At 71.2% G+C, this 26,490-nt stretch carries 25 protein-coding genes and 1 riboswitch; of the genes, 8 read left to right on the top strand and 17 right to left on the bottom strand.

The window, feature by feature from the left end; genetic code table 11:
• Positions 1-16: 16 nt before the first annotated feature.
• Together ACFQ79_RS10560 and ACFQ79_RS10555 are read left to right on the top strand one after the other, a co-directional pair.
• Positions 17-772 (top strand): pyridoxamine 5'-phosphate oxidase family protein, encoded by a 756-nt coding sequence (locus ACFQ79_RS10560; RefSeq protein ID WP_383581180.1) that lies wholly within the window; start codon positions 17-19, stop codon positions 770-772.
• Positions 766-1,410, top strand: coding sequence for an FMN-binding negative transcriptional regulator (locus ACFQ79_RS10555; protein WP_383581177.1), 645 nt, complete (start codon positions 766-768; stop codon positions 1,408-1,410). The genes ACFQ79_RS10560 and ACFQ79_RS10555 overlap by 7 nt, the downstream gene beginning before the upstream one ends.
• A gap of 141 nt (positions 1,411-1,551) precedes the next feature.
• Here ACFQ79_RS10555 and ACFQ79_RS10550 read toward each other — a convergent pair whose 3' ends face one another.
• The 3 genes from ACFQ79_RS10550 to ACFQ79_RS10540 all read right to left on the bottom strand — a co-directional run bounded on the left by ACFQ79_RS10550 (position 1,552) and on the right by ACFQ79_RS10540 (position 4,390).
• Positions 1,552-2,517 (bottom strand): DMT family transporter, encoded by a 966-nt coding sequence (locus tag ACFQ79_RS10550; protein WP_383581175.1) that lies wholly within the window; start codon positions 2,515-2,517, stop codon positions 1,552-1,554.
• 176 nt (positions 2,518-2,693) lie between these two features.
• Entirely contained in the window at positions 2,694-3,713 is a 1,020-nt protein-coding gene (locus ACFQ79_RS10545) for a DMT family transporter (protein WP_383581173.1), read from the bottom strand.
• Positions 3,714-3,754: 41 nt separating this feature from the next.
• Positions 3,755-4,390: a Clp protease N-terminal domain-containing protein gene (locus ACFQ79_RS10540; RefSeq protein ID WP_383581171.1), complete on the bottom strand. Its 636-nt coding sequence runs from the start codon at positions 4,388-4,390 to the stop codon at positions 3,755-3,757.
• Between the two features lie 195 nt (positions 4,391-4,585).
• Between ACFQ79_RS10540 and ACFQ79_RS10535 the strand changes: the two genes are divergently transcribed.
• On the top strand, positions 4,586-4,810 hold the full coding sequence (locus tag ACFQ79_RS10535; protein ID WP_055604039.1) for a hypothetical protein: 225 nt from the start codon (positions 4,586-4,588) through the stop codon (positions 4,808-4,810).
• A gap of 69 nt (positions 4,811-4,879) precedes the next feature.
• Positions 4,880-5,308, top strand: a complete 429-nt coding sequence (locus ACFQ79_RS10530; RefSeq protein WP_383581168.1) for an SRPBCC family protein — start codon at positions 4,880-4,882, stop codon at positions 5,306-5,308.
• Positions 5,309-5,475: 167 nt separating this feature from the next.
• Here ACFQ79_RS10530 and ACFQ79_RS10525 read toward each other — a convergent pair whose 3' ends face one another.
• A complete protein-coding gene (locus ACFQ79_RS10525; protein ID WP_383581166.1) occupies positions 5,476-6,090 on the bottom strand; it encodes a PadR family transcriptional regulator in 615 nt (204 codons plus the stop codon).
• Positions 6,091-6,476: 386 nt separating this feature from the next.
• Between ACFQ79_RS10525 and ACFQ79_RS10520 the strand changes: the two genes are divergently transcribed.
• Positions 6,477-7,286 carry a PhzF family phenazine biosynthesis protein gene (locus ACFQ79_RS10520; RefSeq protein WP_383581163.1) on the top strand — a complete coding sequence of 270 codons (810 nt, stop codon included), beginning with the start codon at positions 6,477-6,479 and terminating at the stop codon, positions 7,284-7,286.
• Positions 7,287-7,368: 82 nt separating this feature from the next.
• On the opposite strand, the gene ACFQ79_RS10515 is transcribed toward ACFQ79_RS10520, so the two are convergent.
• Entirely contained in the window at positions 7,369-8,151 is a 783-nt protein-coding gene (locus ACFQ79_RS10515) for a CPBP family intramembrane glutamic endopeptidase (protein ID WP_383581161.1), read from the bottom strand.
• A 122-nt stretch (positions 8,152-8,273) separates the two neighbouring features.
• On the bottom strand, positions 8,274-9,773 hold the full coding sequence (locus ACFQ79_RS10510) for a glutamate--cysteine ligase (RefSeq protein ID WP_383581158.1): 1,500 nt from the start codon (positions 9,771-9,773) through the stop codon (positions 8,274-8,276).
• Positions 9,774-10,253: 480 nt separating this feature from the next.
• On the opposite strand from ACFQ79_RS10510, the gene ACFQ79_RS10505 reads away from it, so the two are divergent.
• Positions 10,254-10,844 (top strand): hypothetical protein, encoded by a 591-nt coding sequence (locus ACFQ79_RS10505; RefSeq protein ID WP_187623562.1) that lies wholly within the window; start codon positions 10,254-10,256, stop codon positions 10,842-10,844.
• A gap of 330 nt (positions 10,845-11,174) precedes the next feature.
• Positions 11,175-11,381 carry a DUF5999 family protein gene (locus ACFQ79_RS10500; RefSeq protein ID WP_030316472.1) on the top strand — a complete coding sequence of 69 codons (207 nt, stop codon included), beginning with the start codon at positions 11,175-11,177 and terminating at the stop codon, positions 11,379-11,381.
• A gap of 90 nt (positions 11,382-11,471) precedes the next feature.
• Here the strand turns inward: ACFQ79_RS10500 and gcvP are convergent, their stop codons facing one another.
• Positions 11,472-14,357 (bottom strand): aminomethyl-transferring glycine dehydrogenase, encoded by a 2,886-nt coding sequence (gcvP, locus tag ACFQ79_RS10495; RefSeq protein ID WP_383581155.1) that lies wholly within the window; start codon positions 14,355-14,357, stop codon positions 11,472-11,474.
• A 177-nt stretch (positions 14,358-14,534) separates the two neighbouring features.
• Positions 14,535-14,634: riboswitch (glycine riboswitch) on the bottom strand.
• Between the two features lie 113 nt (positions 14,635-14,747).
• Between gcvP and ACFQ79_RS10490 the strand changes: the two genes are divergently transcribed.
• Positions 14,748-15,113: a PRC-barrel domain-containing protein gene (locus ACFQ79_RS10490; protein ID WP_383581152.1), complete on the top strand. Its 366-nt coding sequence runs from the start codon at positions 14,748-14,750 to the stop codon at positions 15,111-15,113.
• A gap of 652 nt (positions 15,114-15,765) precedes the next feature.
• On the opposite strand, the gene ACFQ79_RS10485 is transcribed toward ACFQ79_RS10490, so the two are convergent.
• From ACFQ79_RS10485 to ACFQ79_RS10440, 10 genes are all read right to left on the bottom strand, one after another.
• Positions 15,766-17,229, bottom strand: a complete 1,464-nt coding sequence (locus ACFQ79_RS10485; protein WP_383581149.1) for a DNA polymerase IV — start codon at positions 17,227-17,229, stop codon at positions 15,766-15,768.
• A 251-nt stretch (positions 17,230-17,480) separates the two neighbouring features.
• Complete coding sequence (locus ACFQ79_RS10480; RefSeq protein WP_383581146.1) at positions 17,481-18,152, bottom strand: MerR family transcriptional regulator; 672 nt, start codon at positions 18,150-18,152, stop codon at positions 17,481-17,483.
• Between the two features lie 192 nt (positions 18,153-18,344).
• A complete protein-coding gene (locus ACFQ79_RS10475) occupies positions 18,345-18,818 on the bottom strand; it encodes a bifunctional nuclease family protein (RefSeq protein ID WP_015032172.1) in 474 nt (157 codons plus the stop codon).
• 134 nt (positions 18,819-18,952) lie between these two features.
• Positions 18,953-19,696, bottom strand: coding sequence for a MerR family transcriptional regulator (locus ACFQ79_RS10470; protein ID WP_383581142.1), 744 nt, complete (start codon positions 19,694-19,696; stop codon positions 18,953-18,955).
• Between the two features lie 29 nt (positions 19,697-19,725).
• Positions 19,726-20,688, bottom strand: coding sequence for an FHA domain-containing protein (locus ACFQ79_RS10465; RefSeq protein WP_073901966.1), 963 nt, complete (start codon positions 20,686-20,688; stop codon positions 19,726-19,728).
• Positions 20,689-20,748: 60 nt separating this feature from the next.
• Positions 20,749-21,756 carry a DUF881 domain-containing protein gene (locus ACFQ79_RS10460; RefSeq protein ID WP_383581139.1) on the bottom strand — a complete coding sequence of 336 codons (1,008 nt, stop codon included), beginning with the start codon at positions 21,754-21,756 and terminating at the stop codon, positions 20,749-20,751.
• Between the two features lie 5 nt (positions 21,757-21,761).
• The gene (locus ACFQ79_RS10455) at positions 21,762-22,094 is read right to left on the bottom strand and encodes a small basic family protein (RefSeq protein ID WP_015032176.1); all 333 of its coding nucleotides are present in this window, start codon (positions 22,092-22,094) and stop codon (positions 21,762-21,764) included.
• Complete coding sequence (locus tag ACFQ79_RS10450) at positions 22,091-23,020, bottom strand: DUF881 domain-containing protein (RefSeq protein ID WP_383581136.1); 930 nt, start codon at positions 23,018-23,020, stop codon at positions 22,091-22,093. Before ACFQ79_RS10450 ends, ACFQ79_RS10455 begins: the two co-directional genes overlap by 4 nt.
• A 100-nt stretch (positions 23,021-23,120) precedes the next feature.
• On the bottom strand, positions 23,121-25,616 hold the full coding sequence (locus ACFQ79_RS10445; protein WP_383581133.1) for a sugar phosphate nucleotidyltransferase: 2,496 nt from the start codon (positions 25,614-25,616) through the stop codon (positions 23,121-23,123).
• Positions 25,617-25,732: 116 nt separating this feature from the next.
• On the bottom strand, positions 25,733-26,341 hold the full coding sequence (locus ACFQ79_RS10440) for a CDP-alcohol phosphatidyltransferase family protein (RefSeq protein ID WP_189831299.1): 609 nt from the start codon (positions 26,339-26,341) through the stop codon (positions 25,733-25,735).
• Between the last annotated feature and the right edge of the window lie 149 nt (positions 26,342-26,490).

The following is a 26,490-nucleotide window of genomic DNA, read 5'->3' as shown; positions in this document are numbered from 1 at the left end:
TGCAATGGAGAACGCAATGAGCACCGTCGCCGACACGGCCGCCGACAGGACCTCCGCCGGGGCCTCCGAGACCGCTGCCGTCGCCGACACGTACGCGCCGACCGACCGGACCGTCCCCACCCGCTCCCGCCAGCGCGCGTCGTACGACAAGGCCCTGGTCCACTCGATACTCGACGAGGCGTACGTCTGCCACCTCGGGTTCGTACGGGACGGCGCGCCGGTCGTCCTCCCGACGCTCTTCGGCCGCGTCGGCGACCGCCTCTACGTGCACGGCTCGACCGGCTCGCGGCCACTGCGCGCGGCCGGCGACGGCGTGGCGGCCCCCGGTCTGCCCGTCTGCCTGACCGTGACCCACGTCGACGGGCTCGTGCTCGCCCGCTCCGCGTTCCACCACTCCCTCAACTACCGCTCGGTCGTCGTCCTCGGCACCGCGCACCAGGTCACCGACCCCGAGGAGCTGCGGATCGCCCTCGACGCCCTGGTCGACCACGTCGTCCCCGGCCGCTCGGCGGACTCCCGCCCCGCGAACGCCAAGGAGCTCGCCGCCACGGCCGTGATCCGCCTGGACATGAACGAGGTCTCGGCGAAGGTCCGCACCGGCGGCCCCAACGACGACGCCGAGGACCTCGCCCTCCCCCACTGGTCCGGTGTGGTCCCCGTGCGCGGCGGCTACGGCGCGCCGGTCCCGGCCGACGACCTGGACCCGGCCGTCGCCCTGCCCGACTACCTGGCCGCCCTCCAGGCCACGAGCGAGCGGACGGACGCATGCTGATCCACCCCTGGGACGCGCCCCACGACGAGAACGAGTGGCGGGACTGGCTCTCCCGCCACGACTTCGGCCAGCTCGCGGTCAACGGCCTGCCAGGAGACCCGCCGTGGGTGCAGCCGACGCACTTCCGGTACGAGCCCGAGCCCGGCCCGTACGGCCGGGTGCTGACCCATCTCGCCCGCCCGAACCCGCTGTGGCGTGCCCTTGAGGCGAACCCGACGGTGCTTCTTGGCGTGGTCGACGACCACGTCTTCGTGCCGGGCACATGGACGGCTCCCGAGGGCACCCCGGCCGCGCACGGCACGCCCACCTCCTACTACGCCGCCGTCCAGCTGCGCTGCACCGCGCACGTGGTCGACGACCCGGCGGAGAAGGCGGAGCTGCTCAACCGCCAGGTCGCCCACTTCCAGCCGGACGGCGGCACGGCCCCCGCCGTCCCCGGCGAGGCGCCGTTCGGCCGCCTGCTGTCCGGGATCCGGGTGCTGCGCCTGGAGGTGACCGAGGTGCGGGCCAAGTTCAAGTACGCGGGGAACAAGCCGCAGGCGATCCAGGACCGGGTCATGGAGCGACTGGCCGAGCGCGACGGCCCCCGCGACCGGGCGGCACGGGGCCACCAACTGCGCCGCCGCACCACGGGCTGACACCGGCTGACACCGGCGGGCACCGGCCGGCACCGGTGGGGGCACGAGCCCCCACCGCGGGCCACGGGCCGCAGACGACAGGCAGCGGATGACGGCCCGCAGCTCCCCTCCACCCACACCGCCCCCGCAGCTCCCCTCCCCCTACACCGCCACGGCCTCCCGCCGCCGTTCCGCCGTCGCCGTCCGCGCCTCGGCGAACGCGAGGCCCGTGACGGCCGCGAGGAGCAGCAGCGTCCCGAGCACGACGGCGGTCGTGAGCCGCTCACCGAGCAGCGAGACGGCGATCACGGCCGCGCTCACCGGCTCCAGGAGCATGATCACGGAGACGGTGGCGGCCCGGACGACCGCCGCCCCCGCGAAGTACAGCGCGTAGGCGAGCGCGGTGGGCACGGCGGCGACGTAGACGAGCAGGAGCAGCACGCTCACCGGCGCGTCCGTATGCGGTACGAGCCCCTCCGCGAACGCCGCGGGCAGCAGCCCGACTGCCCCGATCGCGAAGGCCCAGGTCGTGGTGGACAGCGCGTCCGTGCGGCCGCCGTCACGGCCGAGGTAGCGCGTCAGCAGGGTGATGGCCGCGTATCCGGCGGCCGAGACGACCGCGAGGGCGACACCCAGCGGCCGGACCTCCGCCGCGCCTCCGCCGAGGACGAGGACGACGAGCCCGGCGAGCGCCCCGGTGACGGCGGTGATGCCGCCGCGGCCGAGGCGTTCGCCCATGGTGAGCCGGGCGCCGACGGCGATGAGGACGGGGCCCGCGCCCAGCGTGACGACCGTGCCGACCGCCAGGCCGGTGGCCTCGACGGCGGCGAAGTAGGCGCTCTGGAAGACGGTGAGACCGACCCCGGTGCCGAGGATGCGGGCCGTCCGGCGGCCGCGCGATTCCACGGCCGTACGGGCGGCCCGGCGCCGGGGACGCAGGGCGAGCGCCCCGAGCAGCAGGACGAGACCGCCGACGCAGCGCCAGAAGGAGAGGGCCAGCGGGCCCATGTCGCTGACGCGGAAGATCAGCGAGGCGGCGGCGCCGGCCGTGCCCCAGGCGATCCCGGCGACGATCAGATAGAGCAGGCTCCGCCCGACGGACAGGGCGGATTCCGAAGAGTTCGACACGTGACTTCTCCGTGGAAGACAGGAGGGAAGGGTGGTCGCTCGGCTCCGCGCGCGGGCAGCGACGAACCGCTCGGGGGCGTGAGGTCGCCCGGCCGAGCCCGGTCTTCGTCGAGGAGGGACTCCGCGCGCGCTAGGCGGCGGGAGGCGGAAGCACGGTCGAATGCATGATCGGCACCCTAGGCCCCGGTCCGCCGGGCGGACAACTCGGTATCGCGGTCCGTCACACCCGAGGCGTCCACGACGGCGGCCACGTCCGCCGCCGACCCGGCCACAGGTCCCGCCGCGGGCGCCTTCGGCGTCGACGACTGGGCGATGAAGGCTCCGACCAGGACCACCGCGCCGCCGATGATCTGCGGCGCGTCGAGGTACTGCCCGAGCAGCACCCAGGCGAGCACGGTCGCGATCACGGCCTCGAGACAGGCCACGACACCCGCCACCTGCGGCGAGAGCCGGCGGACCGAGACGACGCCGGTGACGTACGCGAGCACCGTGGCGATCAGCACGATCCAGCCGAGCAGCAGCCACGCGGGCACGGACGTGCCGTCCATGTCGGCGCTGCCGCCGAGCAGGGCCCAGTCCATGCCCCACGGGCGGGCGACGACGGTGAGGACGAGCGCGCCGATGAGCAGCCCGTAGGCGATGACACCGATCGGATCGGCCTGTTCGGCCTCGCCCGAGCCCTGGTCGGAGAGGACGAAGTAGCCGACCTGGCAGCAGGCGGCGGCGAGCGCCAGGAGGAGCCCGACGAGGTCGAAGGTGAGCCCGGACCAGACCTGGACGACACAGGCGAGACCGCCGACGGCCAGGACGACGCCGAGGGCGGCGGCGCGGGTGACGGGCCGGCGCTGGACGAAGCGGACCCAGCCGAGGACGAGGGCCGGGGCGAGGTACTCGATGAGCAGCGCGACGCCGACGGGGATACGGGAGATCGAGGCGAAGTAGAAGGCCTGGACGCCCGCGACGGCGAGCAGCCCGAAGCCCACCAGGAGAGCGGGTTTGCGGCGCAGGAGGTCGCGGTGGCGCCAGGCCACCGGGAGCATGACGAGCGCGGCGCCGGCCACCCGGAGCCACACGACATGGAGCGGGTCGAGTCCCGCCTCGATGAGCGGCTTGGCCGCCACTCCTGAACCACCGAATGCGAAGGCCGAGGCCAGGGCTAGTCCCAGGCCGGCGCTTCTCCCCTGAGACGCGTGCATCGGGCCATGATGACAGGACGCGGACAGGGGCGTAACCCCCGTTACACCTGTTGAGACGGCTCCCCGTCACGCCGTGGAACGGGCCCTTCCGCCAGAGCGGCCGTACCGGCGTCGCCCCGGGCGCCGGCGGGGGCTGCTGCACGGGCGCTCAGCGCGGCCGGATCGACCCCGGCGCGGCGCAGCACCTCGGCGGCCCGGCTCTCCGGATCGGCGGCGACGAAGGCCAGGAGGTCGAGGCCGCGCGCCTGGGTGTCGCCGCGTTCGGCGGCCCGCCGGAAGGCCTCCTCAAGGGCCACGGTCGCGGCCGGCGACCAGCCGGAGCCCCGGCCGTCCTGCCCCTCGGCCCCGCGCGCGGCGGGCAGGAGACGACCCGCCCCCGACTCCTCGACCGAGCGCTGCCAGCGCAGCCCGTATCCGATGGAGCGCTGCACGAGGTAGCCCAGGACCCGGGCGAGCTTCTGGCCGTCCTCGAAGGCGGCGCCTACCTCGGGGTCGGACTCGATGAGCGAGTGCAGGAGGTGGGCGGTGTCGATCTGCCGGTCGCCGTCCCGGAGGGCTCTGCGGCGCGCACCCGTCACGACCGACATGAGGGACGGGGTCAGGAAGGGCGCGAGTTCGGCGCGCGGGGCGGCGGGCAGCCGGAGTGGCTGCTGGGGAATCGGGACGGGACGGTGCACCCTCTCACCTCATCAGGCTCGGGCGGCCGGGGCATCGCCGGGGAGAAGCATGTCCGCATCCCACCGGAGTTGGGCACGCGTGCGCGGTTCCTCCTCCTTACGGATGAGATCGCGCGCGTCTCCCTCTCAGGGCGCGCGCCGCCTTGCTTTGCGCCCCGACGCAACCACAGGCCCTGCCCCCTACGTCTTCCGATCGTGTTCTGGATGGTGGCTCTGCTCGCGCGCGACGGGCGGCAGTACGTCTACCGGGTGTACGCGCCCCGGGAGGCGTTGCCGGCCGACCTGTTCTGGGCGGCCTTCCACTGTCACGAGGAGGACGGGGCACCCCGCGCCTCCGACAGCTTCGACGCGTCCGAGATCTGGTGGATCGGTGACGGGGCGGGGCCGGCCGCCGCAGAACTGACGGTTCATCAGTATTGAATGTTCACGGCCACCCGGCTACGTTCCGCGACACCGGAACCCAGCAGGCACGCGTGAAGGGGTGGTCTCATGGCCGAAGTCAGCGCGGAGGCACGGATCGAGGCACCGGCCGGAAAGGTCTGGGCGCAGCTCGTGGACTTCCCCTCGTACGGCGAGTGGAACGCCACCCACACCAACTTCCCGAACGGCGGCCCGGCCACCCTCGAGGCGGGTGCCACCTTCACGGAGAACATGAAGCTGATGGGCTTCCCCGCCGAGGTGCTCTGGACGGTCGAGGAGCTGGAGGCGGAGCGCGCCTTCGCCATCAAGGGCAAGGGCCCGATGGGCGTGCTCGTCACCACCCGCTACTCGCTGGCGGCGGACGGGGACGCCACGACGGTGCGGATCGACGGCGAGTTCACCGGTGCGGCGGTCTCCCTGATGGCGGGCAAGCTCAAGGACTCGGCGACGGCAGCGCTGACCGAGTCGCTGCGCAAGCTCTCGGGCCTGGTGGTCTGACCGGGCGGACGACCGGCGGCCTGGCCCAGGCAGGCGAAAGGGCCCCGTGGCGAACGCCACGGGGCCCTTCCACCGCTTCCCGGCCCTTCACGGGCACAGGAGACCGTTCCCCCGGCCCCTTCACGGGCACAGGAGGCCATTCCCCCGGCCCCTTCACGGGCACGGGCTCAGTCCTCGTCGGCCAGGATCAGGTACAGCTTCTTGCGGGCCTCGTTGATCACGCCGACCGCCTTCTTCCGCTGCTCGGCGCTGCCGGCCTTCCAGACCTGCCCGAACGCCTCCATCAGACCGAAACCGGCCTGCCGGATCTCGTTCATGGCCTCCCAGTCGACGCCGCGCCCGGCGTCCTCCCAGGGCGCGTCGGGACCCTCTTCGGCCTCGGCGCGTCCGGTGTCGGTGAGCGTGAACAGCTTCTTGCCGCCCTCGCTCGCACTGGTGATCAGGCCCTCGTCCTCCAGCAGCTGGAGGGTGGGGTAGACCGAGCCGGGACTGGGCCGCCAGGCCCCGTCGCTGCGCTCGCCGATCTCCCTGATCATCTCGTAGCCGTGCATCGGACGGTCCTTGAGGAGCGCCAGGATCGACGCACGCACGTCGCCGCGCCGCGCCCGTCCCCGGCCGCCCCCGTGGCCGCGTCCGCCACCGAAGGGGCCGCCGCCACCGAAGCCCGGCCCGAAGGGTCCGAACGCCGCGCGCCGCCCTTCGAAGTCACCGCGAGGCCCGGGGCCGCAGCCTCCACGGCCGGCTCCGTGTCCGTTTCCGTACTCGTGTCCATGTGAACGCATCGCAACGCTCCTTCCATCGGGTTTCATTCGCTGAACTGTCGCGATGCCTCAACGATATATCGGAACTGTTCGGCGAGCAAGCATGCCGACTGGCCCTTGTCGTCCTGCCCCCGAGCACCGATCGCCGACGGCCCACCCGCGCGCCTGCATGAGGCGGCGCTGAGCCGTGCCCCCGCCGGCATGATGCGGGGGGGGGCTGGGCCGTGCCCCCGCCGGCATGGTGCGAGGCCGGGCCGTGCCCCCGCCTGCCGGCCGCGGGACCCACGCATCTCATCCGCTCAGGTCACCGCCCGCACGCCGAAGGAGTGCCGACGCGCGCCCACCCGGTCCAGTTCTCCGCGATTGGCCTTGGCCCGCCCGATTCCACCCCCGGTACGGTCGGCGCCATGAGGATCCGCATCGTCGACGCCTTCACCGACCAGCCCTTCTCCGGCAACCCGGCCGGAGTCCTGCTCCTGGACTCCTTCCCGGAAGACGCCTGGCTCCAGCGGGTCGCCGCGGAGGTCAACCTCTCCGAGACCGCCTTCGCCCACCCCCTGCCCGCCGGCGGGCAGGCCGACTGGGCCCTGCGCTGGTTCACCCCCACCACCGAGGTCGACATGTGCGGCCACGCCACACTGGCCACGGCCCATGTCCTGCACTCCACCGGTACGGCGAGCGGCCCCGTCCGCTTCGCGGCCCGCTGCGGCCTCCTCGGCGCCACCGCCGAGGCCGACGGCACGATCACGATGGACTTCCCGACCTCCTCCCTCACCCCGGTGCCCGTCCCCGACGGCCTGGAGAAGGCGCTCGGCGCCGAGGTCGTCGCCGTCCACGACACGGCCGACCACATCGGCGACCTCGTCGTCGAGCTGCGCGACGAGCCCACCGTGCGCGCGCTCGCGCCGGACCACGCCGCCCTGAAGGCCCTCTCGACCCGCGGCATCATCGCCACCGCCGCCGCCCAGGACCCGGACGGGGGCCACGACTTCGTGTCCCGCGGCTTCTTCCCCGCCGTCGGCATCGACGAGGACCCGGTGACCGGCAGCGCGCACACCGCGCTCGCCCCCTACTGGTCGGCCCGGTTCGGCCGCGACGACCTGGTCGGACTGCAGGGCGGCGCCCGCACCGGCATCGTCCGTACGCGGCTGCGCGGCGACCGCACCCTCCTGAACGGTCACGCGGTCACGGTCATCGAGGGCGACCTGCACGCCTGACCCCACGGCGCCGCGACGAACGAAACGAGGGGAGTACGGAGAACCCGTACCCCCCTCGCTCACCCGCACCCGGGCCATGGCCTCACACGGTGGGCAGCCACCCCACCTTGCCCGCGAGCAGCCCGTATCCGACGAAGGCCACGATGTCGAGCAGCGCGTGCGCCACGACCAGCGGCCCGACCCGCCCCCAGCGGCGGTACAGCAGGACGAAGACCACGCCCATCACCACGTTGCCGAGGAAGCCGCCGATCCCCTGGTAGAGGTGGTACGAGCCGCGCAGCACCGAGCTCGCCACCAGCGCGGCCATCGGCGTCCACCCCAACTGCCCGAGTCTGCGCAGCAGATAGCCGACGACGATGACCTCCTCCAGAACCGAGTTCTGGATCGCCGAGAGGATCAGCACCGGGTACTTCCACCACACCTCGGGCAGCGACTCGGGCACCACCGTGAGGTTGAAGCCGGTCGCCCGCGCCGCCAGGTAGAAGGCGAGGCCCGCGCTGCCGATGCCCGCCGCGACCAGCGTCCCGCGTCCGAGGTCGGTCCAGGGACGGGTCCGGTCGAAGCCGATGGCCTTCAGGCCCGAGCCCTCGCGCAGCAGCAGATGGGCGACGAGCAGGACCGGCACGAGCGCCGAGGCGATGCCGAAGAGCTGCCAGGACAGGTCGAGCCAGGGCCGCCCCGGCGCGTACGAGCCGTTGAGCGTGGCCGCCTGCTCCTTCAACGCCCCCGACTTGGTGAGCGAGCCGACGAAGCTGATGAGGGACGACACGGCGCTCGCCCCGAGCGAGAGCGCGAGGACGATGAGCGTCTCGTTGCGCAGGACCCGGCGCGACAGCCCGTCGGGAGGCAGGGAAGCGTCACTCACTCGTTGGTCCGACACCACACCTGTCTCCACTTCCCGGTCGCGGACGGACGCCGTTCCGGCGGCATCCCGATCACTGTGCCATGATCGGCCACCGCCGCCGCCCGCGACCCCGGGAGCCGCGCTCAGTCGATCCCGACCGGCCAGGTGTGCACCGGCTCGCCGGCGTGCATGAGGCTCCGGTAGCGGCGGGTGGTCGCCGCGAGCGCCGCCTCGCGGTCGAGGCCCGCCTCCAGCGCCTTGTGGAAGGTGTCGGCCTGCCAGGAGGCGCCGTTCACCTTCCGCAGACAGCGCTGCTCGATCACCCCGAGGTAGAAGTCACGGTCGGCGGGTTCGATGTGCCAGGCGTCGAGCCCGGCCGCGGCGAGCGGCAGCAGTTCGTCGAGGACGAGCCGGACCGCGGGGACGGTCGCGATGCCGCCGGCCCGGCCGGAACGGGGCCAGCGGAGCTCCGCCTCGATGCCGTGCCGGCAGGCCGTGTCGAAGTTGGCCTCCGCGTCCTCGAAGGCCAACCGCTTCCAGACGGGCCGGGGGTCGTCGGCGAGGGAGCGGACCAGCCCGTAGTAGAAGGCGGCGTTGGCGATGACGTCGGTGACGGTCGGCCCGGCCGGCAGGACCCGGTTCTCGACACGGAGGTGCGGGACGCCGTCGACCCAGCCGTACACGGGCCGGTTCCAGCGGTAGACCGTGCCGTTGTGCAGCACCAGCTCCTGGAGGCGCGGCACCCCGCCCCGGTCGAGGACCAGGAGCGGGTCCTCCTCGTCGCAGATCGGCAGCAGCGCGGGGAAGTAGCGCAGGTTCTCCTCGAAGAGGTCGTACACCGAGTCCACCCACCGCTCCCCGAACCAGGTGCGCGGCCGGACGCCCTGGGCCTGGAGTTCGGGCGGCCGGGTGTCGGTGGCCTGCGTGAAGAGCGGCGGCCGGGACTCGCGCCACAGTTCACGGCCGAAGACGAAGGGGGCGTTGGCACCGAGCGCGATCTGGACGCCCGACACCGCTTGCGCCGCGTTCCACACGGCGGCGAAGCGGGCCGGCGTGACCTGGAGATGGAGCTGGACCGAGGTGCAGGCCGCCTCCGGAACGATCGACTCCGAGGTGCAGAGGAGCCGTTCCACCCCGTGGATGTCGAGCGTGAAGTCCTCTCCCCTGGCGGCGAGGATCTGGTCGTTGAGGAGCGTGTAACGGTCCGCGGAGGAGAGGTTCTCGGGGACCAGGTCGTCCTGGGTGAGGGTCGGCAGTATGCCGATCATGACGACACCCGCGTCGAGTTCCGCGGCCTTGCGGTCGGCGTATCCGATTCCGGTGCCGATCTCCTCCGCGAGCCGGTCGAAAACCCGCCCGTCGAGCTGGTGGGGCGCGATGTTCACTTCGAGATTGAACATTCCGAGTTCCGTCTGGAAATCGGTGCTCGCGATCTTTTCGAGAACCGGCCCGTTCAGCATGCGGGGCAGTCCGTCGGCACCGGCCAGATTGAGTTCGATCTCCACGCCCATGAGATTGCGGGGACGGTCGAACCTCTTCTCCGCCAGAAGCCTCGCAAGCCCCGCGAGGCACTGCTGGAGCTTTCTCCGGTACTGCTGCCGGTCGGACGGGCCGAACCCGTCGGCCACGACCTTCTCCCCCATCGAAGCGTCCCTCCGCGAGTGGGCGGCCGCCAGGACGGCCGCGCGTCACGGACGATGATGCCCACCCCGCTGATCCACAACGCCTGCGAAGGAGGGCCGTCGGAGGATAGGCTGGATGCAGTGCCCCACTGTCACATCCCCAGGGCATGGAACAATCGACATATACCAATGTCCTATTGTCCCTGAACCGGGGGCATGAATTCAGCCGTCCGGCTCCGCGAGGAATACGCAGGTGGGAGCACTGCCTCCCTCGGATTCCGCTTCTACGACCCTTGTTTTACGGCCTGATGACGCCTTGTCAGGAATATCGGCGGCGTCTAGCGGAAACACTCCGTGAACACGTGTCGTATAAACTCCGCGGACGAGGCAGAGTGTTGGCGCCCGGTCATGGCCTCATGGCCCTCCTCTGGCCCCGCCGCCGACAGCGCCGTCGTACCTGCCCACGCATCACCGTGTCTCCTGAGTGAGAGGCGACCCACCATGCTCCGACCCTCCCCGGCCCCTGCGCCGGCCCTCCGCAGTGTCCTCGCGGCCCTCGGCTCACCGACCGCCGTCCGCGAGGCGCGAACTCCCGCCCTGCGGGCCGCGCAGGGACCGCTGAGCCCCGAACTCCCCCTGCCCGTCCATGTCCTCGGCGTCGCCGGGGCACCCGGGCAGGCCCCCCGCACCCGCCTCGCCGGCTGGCGCTTCCTGATCAGGAACGGGGGCCGGGCCATCGCCGCCGCGGACACCATGCTGACCCCGGACGGCTGGTCCTTCTCGCACTTCTTCGAGGGGCCGTACGTCACCGCGACGGAGCGGGCGCTGCTCCAGGCCGAGGCGCTGCCCGGCCCGTACCAGCCGCGGCTGCTCTCCGTACCGGAGCTCTACATGCTGACCCTCTGGCTGCACGCCGAACCGGAGGCCGACGGTGCCACCACCACCCCGGCCGCGGCGGATCTGATGGTGCCGCTGGCGCCCGCCCCGCCGGGGATCGCGGCCCACCGCCCGTACCAGGTGGCCGACCTCCTGCCCGTGCTCAGTACGCGCCTCGCGCCGCCGCCCCTCCTGGGCTCGGCGGCGCCCGCCTGATCCACCGCACGAGCGTCCGCCCCGTGACCCGCCCAGGTCACGGGGCGCACTGCTGTCCGAGAACCCGGCCCGAACGCGCCCCCCGAACACCCCGCCCGGACGGACTAGCCCACTGGGACCACTCTGAACCACCCAAAGAGACGGTGCAGTTGACCTGAACCGCCCCTGCGGGTGATGCGTCTTCCCAGGAAAGGACGAGCTGCCGCGAAATCCCTGCGGAAGACCGTCCATGGGGCAAGACTGGGATCGGAACCGAACCGACCGACGGGGGCGGCGATGAGCGCGAAGAGCCGCAGGACATCCACTACGACGCAGCGAAAGAACCCACCCATGTGCCAGCACCAGCCTGCCTGTCCCACCGCCGACTCCGCCGACCGCGAGGCGGCCCGACTGACGGCACACCACCCGGAGCAGGGCTGGAGCCTGCTGTGCAACGGCGTCCTGCTCTTCGAGGACACCGGTGAACTGCTGCCCGACGGGCAGATCATCGCCCCGCACCGGCCGCTGTCGGCGGGCCAGGTGACGACCGCCGCCTGACGGCGCGCACAACGCCGAGGGCCGGCCCGGAGACATTCTCCGAACCGGCCCTCGATCACGCTCGACCGTCGTACGCGGCCGGGGTCATGCTCAGTTGTCGTACTCGTCCAGCGGCGGGCAGGAGCAGACCAGGTTCCGGTCGCCGAAGGCGCCGTCGATGCGGCGCACCGGCGGCCAGTACTTGTCCGCGGCCGAGACGCCGGCCGGGAAGACGGCCTCGTCCCGCGTGTACGCGTGGTTCCACTCGCCGCCCAGCGCGGCCGCGGTGTGCGGGGCGTTGCGCAGCGGGTTGTCGTCGGCGGGCCACTGGCCCGAGGAGACCTTCTCGATCTCGGCCCGGATCGCGATCATCGTGTCGCAGAAGCGGTCGAGCTCGGTCAGGTCCTCGGACTCGGTCGGCTCGATCATCAGCGTGCCGGCCACCGGGAACGACATCGTCGGCGCGTGGAAGCCGTAGTCGATCAGACGCTTCGCGATGTCGTCGACCGTGACGCCCGTAGCCTTGGACAGCGGGCGCAGGTCCACGATGCACTCGTGGGCGACCAGACCGGCCGGGCCGGTGTAGAGCACCGGGAAGTGCGGCTCGAGGCGCTTGGCGATGTAGTTCGCCGCGAGGACGGCGACCTGGGTGGCGCGCTTGAGGCCCTCGCCGCCCATGAGGCGCACGTACGACCACGAGATCGGCAGGATGCCCGCGGAGCCCCACGGAGCGGCCGAGATCGGGCCGACGCCGGTCTCCGGGCCCGCGGTGGGCTGGAGCGGGTGGTTCGGCAGGTACGGGGCGAGGTGCGCGCGCACACCGACCGGACCGACACCCGGGCCGCCACCGCCGTGCGGGATGCAGAAGGTCTTGTGCAGGTTCAGGTGCGAGACGTCGCCGCCGAAGTGCCCCGGCTTGGCGAGACCGACGAGCGCGTTGAGGTTGGCACCGTCGACGTACACCTGACCGCCGGCCTCGTGGACCTCGGCACAGATGTCGGCGACGTGCTCCTCGAAGACGCCGTGCGTCGACGGGTAGGTGATCATCAGCACGGACAGCTCGTCGCGGTACTGCTCGATCTTGGCGCGCAGGTCCGCGACGTCGACCTCGCCGTCGTCGGCGGTCTTGACGACGACGACCTTCATGCCGGCCATCACCGCGGAGGCGGCGTTGGTGCCGTGCGCGGAGGACGGGATGAGGCAGACGGTGCGCTGCTCGTCACCGTTGGCGCGGTGGTAGGCGCGGACGGCGAGGAGACCGGCCAGCTCGCCCTGCGAACCGGCGTTCGGCTGGATCGACACCTTGTCGTAGCCGGTGACCTCGGCGAGACGGTCCTCCAGCTCGGTGATGAGCGTGAGGTAGCCCTGCGCCTGCTCGACCGGGGCGAAGGGGTGCATCTGACCGAACTCGGGCCAGGTCACCGACTCCATCTCGGTCGTCGCGTTCAGCTTCATCGTGCAGGAGCCGAGCGGGATCATGCCGCGGTCGAGCGCGTAGTCGCGGTCGGCGAGCTTGCGCAGGTAGCGCAGCATCGACGTCTCGGAGCGGTGCGCGTGGAAGACCGGGTGGGTCATGTACGCGTCGGAGCGCAGCAGCCCGGCGGGCAACGTGTCCTCGGTGACGGCGTCCAGGGCCTCGACGTCTGCGGTCACGCCGAAGGCGCCCCACACGGCGGCCAGCTGGGCGCGCCCGGTGGTCTCGTCGCACGACATGGACACGAGGTCCGCGTCGACGCGGTAGAGGTTCACACCGGCCTCGCGGGCGGCGGCCACGACCTCGTCGGCCTTGCCGGGCACCCGGGCGGTGAGGGTGTCGAAGAAGGCACCCTGGGTGAGCTCCACGCCTCCGGCGGTGAGGCCGGCGGCCAGGATCGCGGCGTACCGGTGGGTACGGCGCGCGATGCCCTGGAGGCCCTCGGGACCGTGGTAGACGGCGTACATTCCGGCCATGACGGCGAGCAGCACCTGAGCGGTACAGATGTTGCTGGTGGCCTTCTCGCGGCGGATGTGCTGCTCGCGGGTCTGCAGGGCCAGGCGGTACGCGCGGTTCCCGTCGGCGTCCACGGAGACACCCACGAGACGGCCGGGCAGGGAGCGGGCGCGCTTGTCCTGGACGGCCATGTAGCCGGCGTGGGGACCGCCGAAGCCCATCGGAACGCCGAAGCGCTGCGTCGTGCCGACGGCGATGTCCGCCCCGAGCTCACCCGGCGAGGTGAGCAGGGTGAGCGCGAGCAGGTCGGCGGCGACGGTGACGATCGCACCGAGCTCGTGGGCGGCGTCGACCAGCGGCTTGATGTCCCGCACGGCACCGGAGGCGCCCGGGTACTGGATGAGCACACCGAAGACACCGCGCTCGGCGGCCTCGGCGGGGATCCCCTCGCTCAGATCGGCGACGACGACCTCGACACCGGTCGGCTCGGCGCGGGTCTCGATGACGGCGATCGTCTGGGGCAGGGCGTCGGCGTCGATGAGGAAGACACCGTTCTTGACCTTGCCGACGCGCCGGGAGAGCGCCATGGCCTCGGCGGCGGCGGTGCCCTCGTCGAGCAGCGAGGCGCCGGAGGTGGGCAGCCCGGTCAGGTCGGCGACGACGGTCTGGAAGTTCAGCAGGGCCTCGAGGCGCCCCTGCGAGATCTCCGGCTGGTACGGCGTGTACGCCGTGTACCAGGCGGGGTTCTCCATCACGTTCCGGAGGATCACCGGCGGCGTGAAGGTCCCGTAGTAGCCGAGACCGATCATGGGCGCGAGGACCTGGTTGCGGTCGGCGAGCGTGCGCAGCTCGGCGAGCACCTCGGCCTCCGTGCGCGCGGCCGGCAGGCCCAGCGCCTCGGTGTTCTTGATGACGTCCGGCACCGCGGCGGCCGTGAGCTCGTCGAGGGAGCCGTAACCGACCTGGGCGAGCATCTTGGCGCGCGCCTCGGCGTCGGGCCCGATGTGCCGCTGCTCGAACGGGATGCCCTGTTCGAGTTCGGAGAGCGGAATGCGGTTGGCGGTCATGTACGGAGGCCTCCTGGTCGTCACGACCTGCGAGGGGCACCACGGCGCGGGTACCCGGACGGCCTCCCCCTCTGTCATCTCAACCTGAGAGTTTCACCGGCACGCCTCACGGCACGCCGGCTTTCACCGTCGGTGAGAGCGCATGCCGTCGGACACCGCTCTGCTTTCCAGAGTGACCTCGTCCGCGCGGTACAGGGGCCTGAGAGATTCCGGGGAGGATTTGCTCCTTCGGCGCCCACCGGAAGGTTTCTCCGGGGGACTCTCCCGCACAGGGTCGACAGCCACAGCCAGCCTACCAGCGAGGTTGCGGCTTCCATCGCTCAAGTGGCCGACATCCCAGTTGTGCACTTTCGTAGGGGTGTAGAGCAGTTGCGACCAGTTGGAGGGACCGTGCAGACCGATATCGATCCGCGCAGCCTGATCGGCCGCAAGGCGTACGACCGGAACGGACACAAGATCGGCACCGTGGACGAGGTGTACCTGGACGACGCGACCGGCATCCCGGAATGGGCAGCGGTCCGCACGGGCCTGTTCAGCCGGGACGCCTTCGTCCCCCTGGAGCCGAGCGAACTCATCGACAACGGCCTCCACATCCCGTACGAGCGCGCCCTGATCAAGGACGCCCCCGACTTCGGCGTGGGCCGCCACCTCTCCCCGGAACAGGAGCTCCAGCTCTACCGCCACTACAGCCTGACCCTCCCCCCGCCCCCCACAGACACCCCGGACACGGACTTCGGCCACCTGGCAGGCCAGTAGCCCGAGGGCGGACCCGAACGGGCCCGCAGAGGCCGACACCGACCGTGGACAGCCAGAACGCGCCGGACACGGCGGCCGGCCACCGGTCCACAACCGACAGCCCCCGCCCAACGCCACCCGGGCCGGTCGGGGGCCACGGCCCATGGACGGCCAGAAGGCCGCGTCCGCCGAGACGGACGGCCACCGGTCGACGCAGCCCGGCCGATCAAGTGCCACCAGCCCACGCGGGTCGAGGCCGCAGGGCGCAAAACCAGTCCGGGGCCCCACCGCCACCCCGAACTCGGCCGCAGCCGCCAACGGCGCTGCCACCCCCCAGGAAGACCCGCACCTCTGCCCGCCCACCAGCACGGGTGGTGCGGGTGGGAACCCAAGCCCGGCCGCCAGGCCGGGTAACCCCCACCACACCGGCAGCCGCCAACGCCGCCCAACCCCCCACGGGGACTCCCGCACCTCTGCCCGCTCAGCAGCACGGGTGGTGCGGGTGGGATCACAAGCCCGGCCGCCAGGCCGGGCACACCCACCCACCCGGCAGCCGCCAACGCCCCCGAACCCCCCACGGGCACCTCAGCGCACCCCGAGCCACTCACAGGCCGCACAGGCCACTCACGGCCGCCCAGAGGCCACCCCCGCGCCGCAAGACCCGCCCCGCCCCTCACCCCCGCCCCACCAACGGCAACGCCTCCCCCGGCTCAAGCTCCGGATCATCCACCGCGAAGGTGCGCACCCGCCCCGGCCCCGACGTCGGCTCCTCGAACCGCACCGTCACGCGCCCGACCCCGCTCCCCTGCACCCACCCCGCGCCGTACACGGCATGCCGCACGTCATGCCCGGGCGCCCAGCGCCTCTCCACGGGCTCAGGGGCCGCAGGCTCACCAGCGACCACAGCCGACGCGCCGGCCACAGCCGCAGTCGCGGCACCCTCCGCCCCCGCCACCGAGGCGCCGGCCGAAGCTCCGGCCGAGGCCGCAGCGCCCTCAGCCCCCGCCTCGGCCCCCGCCCCCGCCCCCGCCTCGCCCCCCGCCACCAAGGCGGCAGCCGCTTCCGCTTCCGCCTGAGCGAACAGATCCTCCTGCGTATAGTCCGCAAGCCCACTCACCCCGACCCCCAGCAACCGCACACCCCCGGTCGTGTCCACCGCCTCGAGCAGCCGCCCCGCCGCCTCCCGCACCACACCCGGGTCGTCCGTGGGCCCCCGGAGCGTCTCGGACCGCGTGAGCGTCGAGAAGTCGAAGCGCCGCACCTTCAGGACGATGGTCCGCCCGGAGTGCCCGGAGGCCCGCAAGCGACCCACGCACCGCTCCGCGAGCCGTTCGACCTCGAACCTGATCCGGACACGGTCGTGCAGGTCGACGTCGAACGTGTCCTCGACCGAGACCGACTTGGCGTCCCGCTCGGCCACCACGGGCCGGGCGTCGTACCCCTGGGCCATCAGGTACAGCGAGGCCCCGTGCGCCCGCCCCAGGAGCCGTACGAGCTCGTCCTCGCCCGCTTCCGCGAGGTCGAACACGGTCGTCATCCCGGCCCGCCGGAGGTGCTCCCCGGTCGCCGGCCCGACTCCGGGCAGGATCCGTACCGAACGCGGCGCGAGAAGCTCCCGCTCGGTCCCCGGTTCGATCAGCACGAGGCCGTCGGGCTTCGCCTCCTCCGAGGCGATCTTCGCGATCATCTTGGATCCGGCGAGCCCCGCGGACCCCGTGAGCCCCGTCGTGGCCAGGATGTCGGCCCGCAGCCGCTCACCGGCCGCACGCGCGCTCGCGCTGTCGTCGGCCACACCTCCGGCCTCGAGGTCCACGAAGGCCTCGTCGAGGCTGAGGGGCTCCACGAGCGGGGAGAGGCGTCCGAGCAGCTCCATGACCTGCTCGCTGATCGACCGGTAGAACGCGAAGCGGGGCACGAGATAGGCCGCGTTCGGCGCGAGCCGCCGCGCCTGGCCCATGGGCATGGCCGAGTGGACTCCGAAGCGGCGCGCCTCGTACGAGGCGGTGGCGACCACGCCTCGCGGCCCGAGACCGCCGACGACCACGGGCTTTCCGCGCAGGCTGGGCTTCGACGCCTGCTCGGCGGCGGCGAAGAAGGCATCCATGTCGAGATGGAGGATGGTGGGCGCGGCTCTCACACGTCCGATGCTGCCTCACACCACTGACAACAAGCCCCACCACACCGCACGACGCAAGCCCCACCCGACCCACCAGGCCAAAGCGATGGCCCCAAGCCACGCCCCAGCCGGCGACCGACAGGGTCGAAACAGCGGCCTCAAGACCAAGCCACGCCCCGGCCGACGACCCACAAGGCCAGAACAGCGACCCCAAGACCAAGCCCGGCGAGCCCACGAAGGGCCAGGACCAGGGCCAGGGCCGGGGCCGCCCCTCAGACCGCCCGGTCCCGCCGCCTCCGCGCCAGCTCGTCCCCAGGGTTGTGCCCCACGAGCGTCTCGCCCGTGTCGACCCGCTCGCCGTGCAGCTGCGAGAGCGCCGCCTCGACGTCCCGCCAGACCACTCCGACGGCGATGCCGAAGACGCCCTGCCCGCCCTGCAGCAGGTCGACGACCTCGTCCGGCGAGGAGCACTCGTACACCGTGGCCCCGTCGCTCATGAGCGTCATCCGCTCCAGATCGCGGAAGCCCCGCGCGCGCAGGTGCTGCACCGCGGCCCGGATGTTCTGGAGGGCGACCCCGGTGTCGAGGAATCGCTTGACGATCTTCAACACGACGACGTCGCGGAAGCTGTAGAGCCGCTGGGTCCCCGACCCGTACGCGGGCCGCACGCTCGGCTCCACGAGCCCCGTGCGCGCCCAGTAGTCCAGCTGGCGATAGGTGATCCCGGCCGCCGCACAGGCCGTGGGGCCGCGGTAGCCGACCGTCTCGCCCGCCGCGCCGGGACCGGACGCACCCCCGGGCCCTGCGGCCGCGCCGCCTCCCGGACCGGTGTCCGTGCCCGTTCCCGTACCGAAGTCGCCCACACTGCCGTGAAGCGGATACGGACCGTTCTCTCCGGACACGCGTCCGAGCGAGCTCCCTGCCGTACCGTCCGCGCTGCTCATCACGCCGACCCTCCGTCCTTGACCTGCCCACACGAAGGTAGGCAGTCACTCGGGGTGCGTCAACGATCGCCACACTCGGCACGCCGAGTGATAATCACCCTGAGAGTGGTTTCGCGTCTCTCTCGCCGGGGAAAGGCTACTCGAATGCTCTGACAGCACCCCGCGAACGGCCTGTGGCCGCGCCGCTACGACTCACTGACTGTTGGTCCCGAAATCCTCCGGTGAGATCTGGTCGAGGAACTCGCGGAACTTCTCCACCTCGTCCTCCTGCTCGTCCGGAATCGCGATGCCTGCGTCGTCCAGCACACCGTCACTGCCGTAGATCGGCGTTCCGGTCCGGAGGGCCAGTGCTATCGCGTCCGAAGGCCGCGCGCTCACCTCGACGCCGCTGGCGAAGACCAGCTCGGCGTAGAAGACCCCGTCACGCAGATCCGTGATGCGGACTTCGGTGAGTTCCTGTCCCACGGCCTCCAGCACGTCCTTGAACAGGTCGTGCGTCAGCGGCCGCGGAGGGGCCATCCCCTGCTGGGCGAAGGCGATCGCGGTCGCCTCACCCGGTCCGATCCAGATGGGGAGGTACCGATCGCCTCCCACTTCACGCAGGAGCACGATCGGCTGGTTGGAGGGCATTTCCACCCGGACACCCACAACGTCGAGCTCGTTCACACAGCAACCCTAGGACGTGCCCGACCGGTTTGGATAGTCGGGCCCTCCCAAGGCCGCCACCAACACACCTCGAACCCGGCACGAACCCGGCGGGAACACGGGCGGCGGACCCGCCCCCGAACGCCCTCACGGGCTCATTGCAGCCGGATCCCGAGCGCGGTCTGTACGAGCGCGGCATGCAGCCGTACCGACTGTGCGGCGAGCTCCTGCGCGGTGGCCTCCGCATGGGCTCTGGTCTGCGGGTTACGGTGCCGACGCAGCGGTGCGACGACCTGCTCGATCAGTCCGGCCTCGCGGTCCGCTGCGGCCTTGACGGCCCTCAGATGCCGGGGTTCGAGGCCGAACCGCCCCAGATCCGCCACGAGCCTCGCGACGGTCACGGTCTCGGGGTCGTAGCCGCCGCCGTCCGTCTCGGAGATCAGACCGTACGACTCCCACTCGAGGAGCTCCGTCTCGGTGACCTCGGCCGCGGCCAGCAGCTCGGCCCGCCCGATCCGCGCGGCGGTGGGGGGCTCGGCATCCTGTTCCCAGGCCCCTTCGAGCAGGTCCCGCCGACGCCCGGGGGCAGGGAGCTTGATCTGCTCTCCCCTGGCGAGGGCGTCGAGGTGCTCACGGATGACCTTCAGCGGAAGGTAGTGGTCCCGCTGCATCCGCAGGATGTGAGCGAGCCGCTCGACATCCTGCGGGCTGAACTTCCGGTACCCGGAGGCCGTACGCCGGGGCTCCACGAGCCCCTCGGCCTCCAGGAACCGGATCTTGGAGATGGTCACTTCGGGAAATTCGTCGCGCAGCTGGTTCAGCACCGTGCCGATGCTCACCAGCCGGTCGCCCGCGGTGGCGGTGCCGGAACCGGCACCGCCCGTCGGTGTTCGCAGCATGGACCTTCCCTGAAGGCTTCTCCGAGGCGCTACATGCCCCGCTGGCTCGAGTAGAAGACCAGGCGGTACTTACCGATCTGCACCTCGTCGCCGTTGGACAGAACGACCGAGTCGATCGGCTCGCGGTTGACGTACGTGCCGTTGAGGCTGCCGACGTCGGCGACCGTGAAGCTGCCGTCCTGGGCCCGCCGGAACTCGACATGGCGCCGGGAGACCGTGAAGTCGTCCAGGAAGATGTCGCTCTGCGGGTGACGGCCGGCCGTCGTCAGCTCACCGTCGAGCAGGAAGCGGCTGCCGGAGTTCGGTCCACGACGCACCACGAGGAGCGCGGAACCGGACGGCAGGGCCTCGACGGCCGCCAGGGCCTCGGGAGAGAGCGAGGGCAGCTGGGTCTGGCCGGTGACCTCCGCGTCATAGGCCTCGAGGCCCGAGATGGAGATCGTGGACGTCGTCTCGGAAGCCCGCTCGGGTGCGACTCCGCCCCGCAGCGGCGTGCCGCAGTGCGAGCAGAAACGGCTGTCGGCCGCGTTGCGGTGACCGCACCTCGTACACACCGGCATGGACGCATCCTCCTGCCGCGGCTGCCCCGCCGAGGTCTGTGTCGCGTACGGATCGGGGGCAAACCCTCCACCCGTACTTGAGGTTGATGGTTCTCCGAAACCTATGCGGGCGGCCCCGGCGGGGTCAACAGACGACGCGCCGTACGCGCCCGGAACGTCACCGCCCTGACCGCCGACCTCATCACGGAAGAGCGGGCGTTCGCCGCCCTGCTCCTCGCTCTGGGCGTGGCGCGACGCGCGGTGCTTGGCGTTACCGCCGTCCTCGCGTCCGCTCTTGCCGAACAACTTCGCAAAAAAACTCACGGGCGATTCCCCTTGACCGAAACAGACCCGCCCGTGGGGCAGGACGAACCGAGATCCATCACACCTGCCGACCCGGACACCTTCACAACGTCCGTATCCTCCGGACAGTTTCCACCACGCACCACCGATGTGGTGCGCCGACCCCCCGCAACGCCTTGCCCTTGTCGCGGGACCCCCTGTGTCTCCCTCTCACTGCGAGGACGACTGAGCGTAGTCAGGCCGCTTCGCGGGCCGCAAGGCATCGACGATGATCTTCGCCGACCGCTCCACCGTGGCTGTGGCCTGCTCCTTCTCCAGGGTCTGCACGACACCGCCGGGGATGTTGAGCGCGGGCTCGAGATCCTCCGGCTTGCCGATGACCTTGAAGACGTACGGAGCGGCCACCTTCGTTCCATCGATCCGCATGTCATCACCGCCACCGGTGAAATAACTGTCCGCGACCACCCGGACACCGTTGACCTGGATCGCCTCGGCGCCCGCGGCACGCAGCTCCTGGATGGCGTCGAGCAGCATGTCCGACTCGACGGCCCCGCTCGGGTCGCCGACCGTCAGCGTGATGCCGGGCCCCTCGGCCGCGACGGTGCCGGCCAGGATCCCGAGCTGCTGCTCCTTCTCCTGGGTCTGCTTGCGCGCCTCCTCTGCCTGGTCCGAGCTGGACTCCAGCTCGGTGCGCTGCTTCTCGAGCCGGGACTTCTCGTCCTCCAGGCGCTGCGTACGGTCGTCGAGCTCGTCGAGGATCCGGACCAGGTCCTCCTGACGCGCCCCGCGCAGGGCGCTGTTGTCGCTGGTCGAGGAGACCTGGATGGCCAGGCCGAGACCGAGGACGAACAGCAACAGCGCGACGACGAGTTGGGCCCGGGTCACCCGGGGCGGCCACAGCGCGGAGGCAAGGCGCCGGCGCCCGCTCGGCTCGGCTGCGGGGGCGGCCGGCGGCACGGGTACGCGGACGTCGTGGTCCGCGGTCGTGTCGTGGACGGAGTCCGAGGGCGCCTCGTGCTCTCCCGCCGTTCCGCCACGCCCGGGCTCGCCCACGTTCTCCGGCTTCCCGGGGCTGCCGGGTTCCCGCTCGCCGGCGGAGTTAGCGGAGCTCACGGGGTTCTCGGGGTCCCGGGGGTTCCCAGAGTTCTGGGAGTTCCCAGAGTTCTGGGGGGTACGGGGGTTCCCGGAGTTCTCAGGATTCTGCGGGTTCTCGCTCATCGGCCTCACGCCCGGAAGACATGGCGCCGGATGGCGGCCGCGTTGGAGAAGATCCGGATGCCCAGCACGACGACCACACCGGTCGACAGCTGCGCGCCCACGCCCAGCTTGTCGCCGAGGAAGACGATCAGGGCGGCCACGACCACGTTGGAGAGGAACGAGACCACGAAGACCTTGTCGACGAAGATCCCGTCGAGCATGGCCCTGAGGCCGCCGAAGACCGCGTCGAGGGCGGCGACCACGGCGATCGGAAGATAGGGCTCGACCACCGCCGGAACCTCGGGGCGGACCAACAGTCCGACCACGACTCCGACGATCAGGCCCAGTACGGCGATCACGATGTGCCCTTCCCTGTGTCGGCCGTGGCCCGACCGGACGGCGTCGCCGCCCCGGCTCCCCTCGGCTCTGCGGTACGTACGGTCAGGCTGGGCGCGGCGGGCAGGCTTACGTCGCCCTCGGCCGTGATCCCGCTCCTGATCCCGAAGTTCTCCACCAGCGCGTGCAGGTACTGCCCGTCGGCGCTGTCCTGGAACGCGGTGCTCAGCCGCTGTCCGTCCCCGATCGCGAGGATGGTGTACGGCGGCACCAGCGGCTTGTTGTCGACCAGTATGGCGTCGCCCGCCGCCCGGATCGCGGACAGCGAGGTGAGCCGCTGGCCGTTGATGGCGACGGCCTCGGCGCCGGACTCCCAGAGCCCGTTGATGACGCGCTGCATGTCCCGGTCGCGCACCCGGCCCGTGTCGGAGAAGCCGCTGCTCTCGCGCGGCCCGCCTCCCCCGGTGTCGGTGTTCTTGGCGTCGTTGACGACGAGCTTCACGCCGGGGCCGTGCACGGGCGTCGCGCCGGAGAGCAACCCCACGAGCTCGGCCTGGTCCCCGCCGTGCTGCTGGAGCGCCTGCCGCTGGCGTTCGCCGACCTCGGACCGGATCCGCTCGACGTCCTGCTCCAGCTGTTCCGCCGAGGACGTCTCCGCCTCGATCCGGTCGATCAGCTCCTGCCGCTCCTTGGCGACGACGGGCGCGGAGATCCGTGCCTCGGCCGCGCCCACGGTCACCACGGCGGCGGCGAGCACCAGGCCCGCGGCGACACCCAGCTTGGCCCGCAGGCTACGGGGCAGCCCTCCGCCCTCGGCGGCGCGCCGGGCGGTGGCCTCCGCGTAACCGTCGTCGAGCGCGTGGTCTATCACGTTGTTCAGCAGCGACATGGACGCGTCCGGGCGCGGCGGCGGTGATCCGGTGCTCCGAACGGGGGGCTGCTGCGACATGCCGCACATCGTCGCACGTCGCACGGCCTACCGCCGAATGGCCCCTCCAGCCGGCGGGGAGGCACCCGGGAGGTGCTCCCCGCCGACCGGGCCGATCCCGTCAGCTACCTGCGCTGTCGACCACTTCGGCCCATTCGTCGAGCAGGGCCTGGGCGGAGGCGTCGTCGGGCCCCTCGGCCCACAGATGGGTGACGGCCTCGGCGGGGTCGGGCAGCACCATCACCCACCGCCCGTCGGCCTCGACCACCCGCACGCCGTCGGTGGTGTCCACGGAGCGGCTGCCCGCCGCCTCCACCACCCGGCGCATCACGAGCCCCTTCACGGCCCATGGCGTGGCGATGTCCCTCTTGAGGACGTGCGCCCGCGGAATCCGCGCGTCGATCTGGCTCAGAGTGAGCTGGGTCCGCGCGACCAGACCGATGAGCCGCACGAAGGCGGCGGCCCCGTCGAAGACGCTGCTGAACTCGGGCACGATGAACCCGCCGCGCCCGTCGCCGCCGAAGATCGTCGACTCCTCGCGCCCGACCCTCGTGAGGTCGTCCGGCGAGGTCGTCGTCCACTCCACCTGCGTGCCGTGGTACGCGGCCACCTGCTCGGCGATCCGTGTGGTCGTCACCGGCAGCGCGACCCGTCCCGAACGCCGCTCGGCCGCCACCAGGTCCAGCATCACCAGGAGGGCCCGGTCGTCCTCGATGATCCGCCCCCGCTCGTCCACGAGCGAGAGGCGCTCACCGACGGGGTCGAACCGCACCCCGAACGCGGCCCGCGCCGAGGCGACGATCTCCCCGAGGCGTACGAGCCCGGCCCGCCGGCTCTCGACCGACTCGGTGGGTCTGGACTCGTCGAGCCCCGGGTTGATCGTCAGCGAGTCGACCTGGAGCCGCCCGAGGAGGCTGGGCAGTACGAGCCCGGCGCTGCCGTTGGAGGCGTCCACGACGACCTTCAGCCCGGCTTCCGCGATCCCGGACGTGTCGACGTTCCGCAGCAGGGAGCCGGTGTACGAGTCGAAGACGCTCGCCGGGAAGGAGAGGTCACCGATCTCTCCGGGGAACGCGCGGCGGTACTCCTGCCGCGCGAACACCCGGTCCAGCTTGCGCTGCCCGCCCTGCGACAGGTCGGCACCACGCTCGTCGAAGAACATGATGTCCACGGAGTCCGGCACTCCTGGCGAGGTCCGCACCATGATGCCGCCGGCGCTTCCCCGTGCGGTCTGCTGTCGTGCCACCGGCAGCGGTACGTTCTCCAGGTCCCGTACGTCGATGGCGCTGGCCTGGAGCGCCGAGATCACCGCCCGTTTCAGCGCCCTCGCACCCCGGGAGTGGTCACGGGCCGTGGTGACGGTCGCGCCCTTCTTCAGGGTCGTGGCGTACGCCCCCGCCAGCCGGACGGCCAGTTCCGGGGTGATCTCCACGTTGAGGATGCCGGAGACGCCTCGGGCCCCGAAGAGATGGGCCTGTCCACGGGACTCCCAGATCACCGAGGTGTTGACGAAGGCGCCGGCCTCGATCGTCTTGAACGGGTAGACCCGGACGTTGCCCTGCACGATCGATTCCTCACCGATCAGGCACTCGTCCCCGATGACGGCCCCGTCCTCGATCCGGGCGGCCCGCATGATGTCGGTGTTCTTTCCGATCACACAGCCGCGCAGATTGCTCTGCTGCCCGATGTAGACGTTGTCGTGGACGACGGCCTTGTGCAGGAAGGCACCGGTCTTCACGACGACGTTCGAGCCGACGACGGTGTGCTCCCGGATCTCGGCACCGGCCTCGACCTTGGCGTAGTCACCGATGAAGAGCGGTCCCCGCAGCACTGCGTCGTGGTGCACCTCGGCGCCTTCGGCGACCCACACGCCCGGCGAGATCTCGAAGCCGTCGATGTCGACCTGGACCTTGCCCTCGAGGACGTCCGCCTGGGCCTTCACATAGCTCTCGTGGGTGCCCACGTCCTCCCAGTAGCCCTCGGCGACATAGCCGTAGATCGGCTTGCCTTCCTTCATCAGCTGCGGAAAGACATCACCCGACCAGTCCACCGATGCGTCTGCCTGGACGTAGTCGAAGACCTCGGGCTCCATCACGTAGATGCCCGTGTTCACGGTGTCGGAGAAGACCTGGCCCCAGGTGGGCTTCTCCAGGAAGCGCTCGACCTTTCCCTCTTCGTCGACGATCGTGATGCCGAATTCCAGTGGATTCGGCACTCGGGTGAGACAGACCGTGACGAGGCCGCCCTTCTCCTTGTGAAAGGCGATGAGATCGGAGAGATCGAAATCGGTGAGCGCGTCCCCCGAGATGACGAGGAAGGTGTCGTCCTTCAACGCCTCCTCGGCGTTCTTCACACTTCCCGCTGTACCGAGTGGCTTCTCCTCGTTGGCATACGTGAGCTCCATCCCGAGTTCCTCGCCGTCACCGAAGTAGTTCCTGACGAGGGAAGCGAGGAACTGCACGGTCACGACGGTCTCGTTGAGACCGTGCCTCTTGAGCAGTCGTAGGACGTGCTCCATGATCGGCCGGTTCACCACCGGCAACAGAGGCTTGGGCATGCTCGAGGTCATAGGGCGAAGGCGTGTTCCTTCGCCACCGGCCATCACAACGGCCTTCATGTCGGAAGCGTCCTCCTTGAAGAGACGACGGTCCTGCCGACTTCACCTGTCCGCTCAGTGGCCCTCGGACGTCCTCGTTGTTGCCGGCGACGCTGCTCGGCACAGGACGGACGGGCTCAATCGGCCGCGGTATCCGCCTTCACGAGTCGACGGACCTGGACCACGTAGAGGATCCCTGCCCACCAATACAGAGTTGTACCCCATCCGGCGAAGGCCCACCCGAAAACTTCAGCGAGTGACGAAAGCCAGCCCGTTCCGTCACTGAGAAGCAGCAACGGGAACGCGTACATCAAGTTGAAAGTCGCAGCTTTGCCGAGGAAGTTCACCTGCGGCGGCGGGTAACCGTGCCTGCGGAGGATTCCCACCATCACCAGAAGCATGGCCTCGCGCGCCAGCAGGGCGGCGGTCAGCCACCACGGCAGGATCTCGCGCCAGGTGAGGCCCACGAGAGTGGACAGGATGTACAGCCGGTCGGCGGCAGGATCGAGCAACCGGCCGAGGTTGCTGATCTGATTCCAGCGCCGGGCCAGTTTGCCGTCGAGATAGTCGCTGACGCCACTGAGCATCAGGACGAGAAGCGCCCAGCCGTCACTGTTGGGGCCACCGAACTCCGGACGGAGAATCAACCACAGAAACAGCGGCACGCCGGCGAGACGCGCCATGCTGAGAATGTTGGGGATGGTGAGGACCCGGTCGGTCTGAACGCGAGTCTCCTGGACCTCCACCCGGGGGCCTCCTGCTGGGAACGTACGGACGATGCCCCCTGACCTTACCCGCAGCCACAACGCCCCGGTGCACAGGGGGCGCCGACCCGGCCCGGAACGCAAAAATGCCTCAACCCCCGGACAAGGTCCGGGGGTTGAGGCTAAAAATT

This window comes from Streptomyces sp. NPDC056480, from assembly GCF_042795405.1.
Taxonomy (GTDB): Bacteria; Actinomycetota; Actinomycetes; order Streptomycetales; family Streptomycetaceae; genus Streptomyces.
This window is presented reverse-complemented; position numbering and strand designations above follow the sequence as displayed.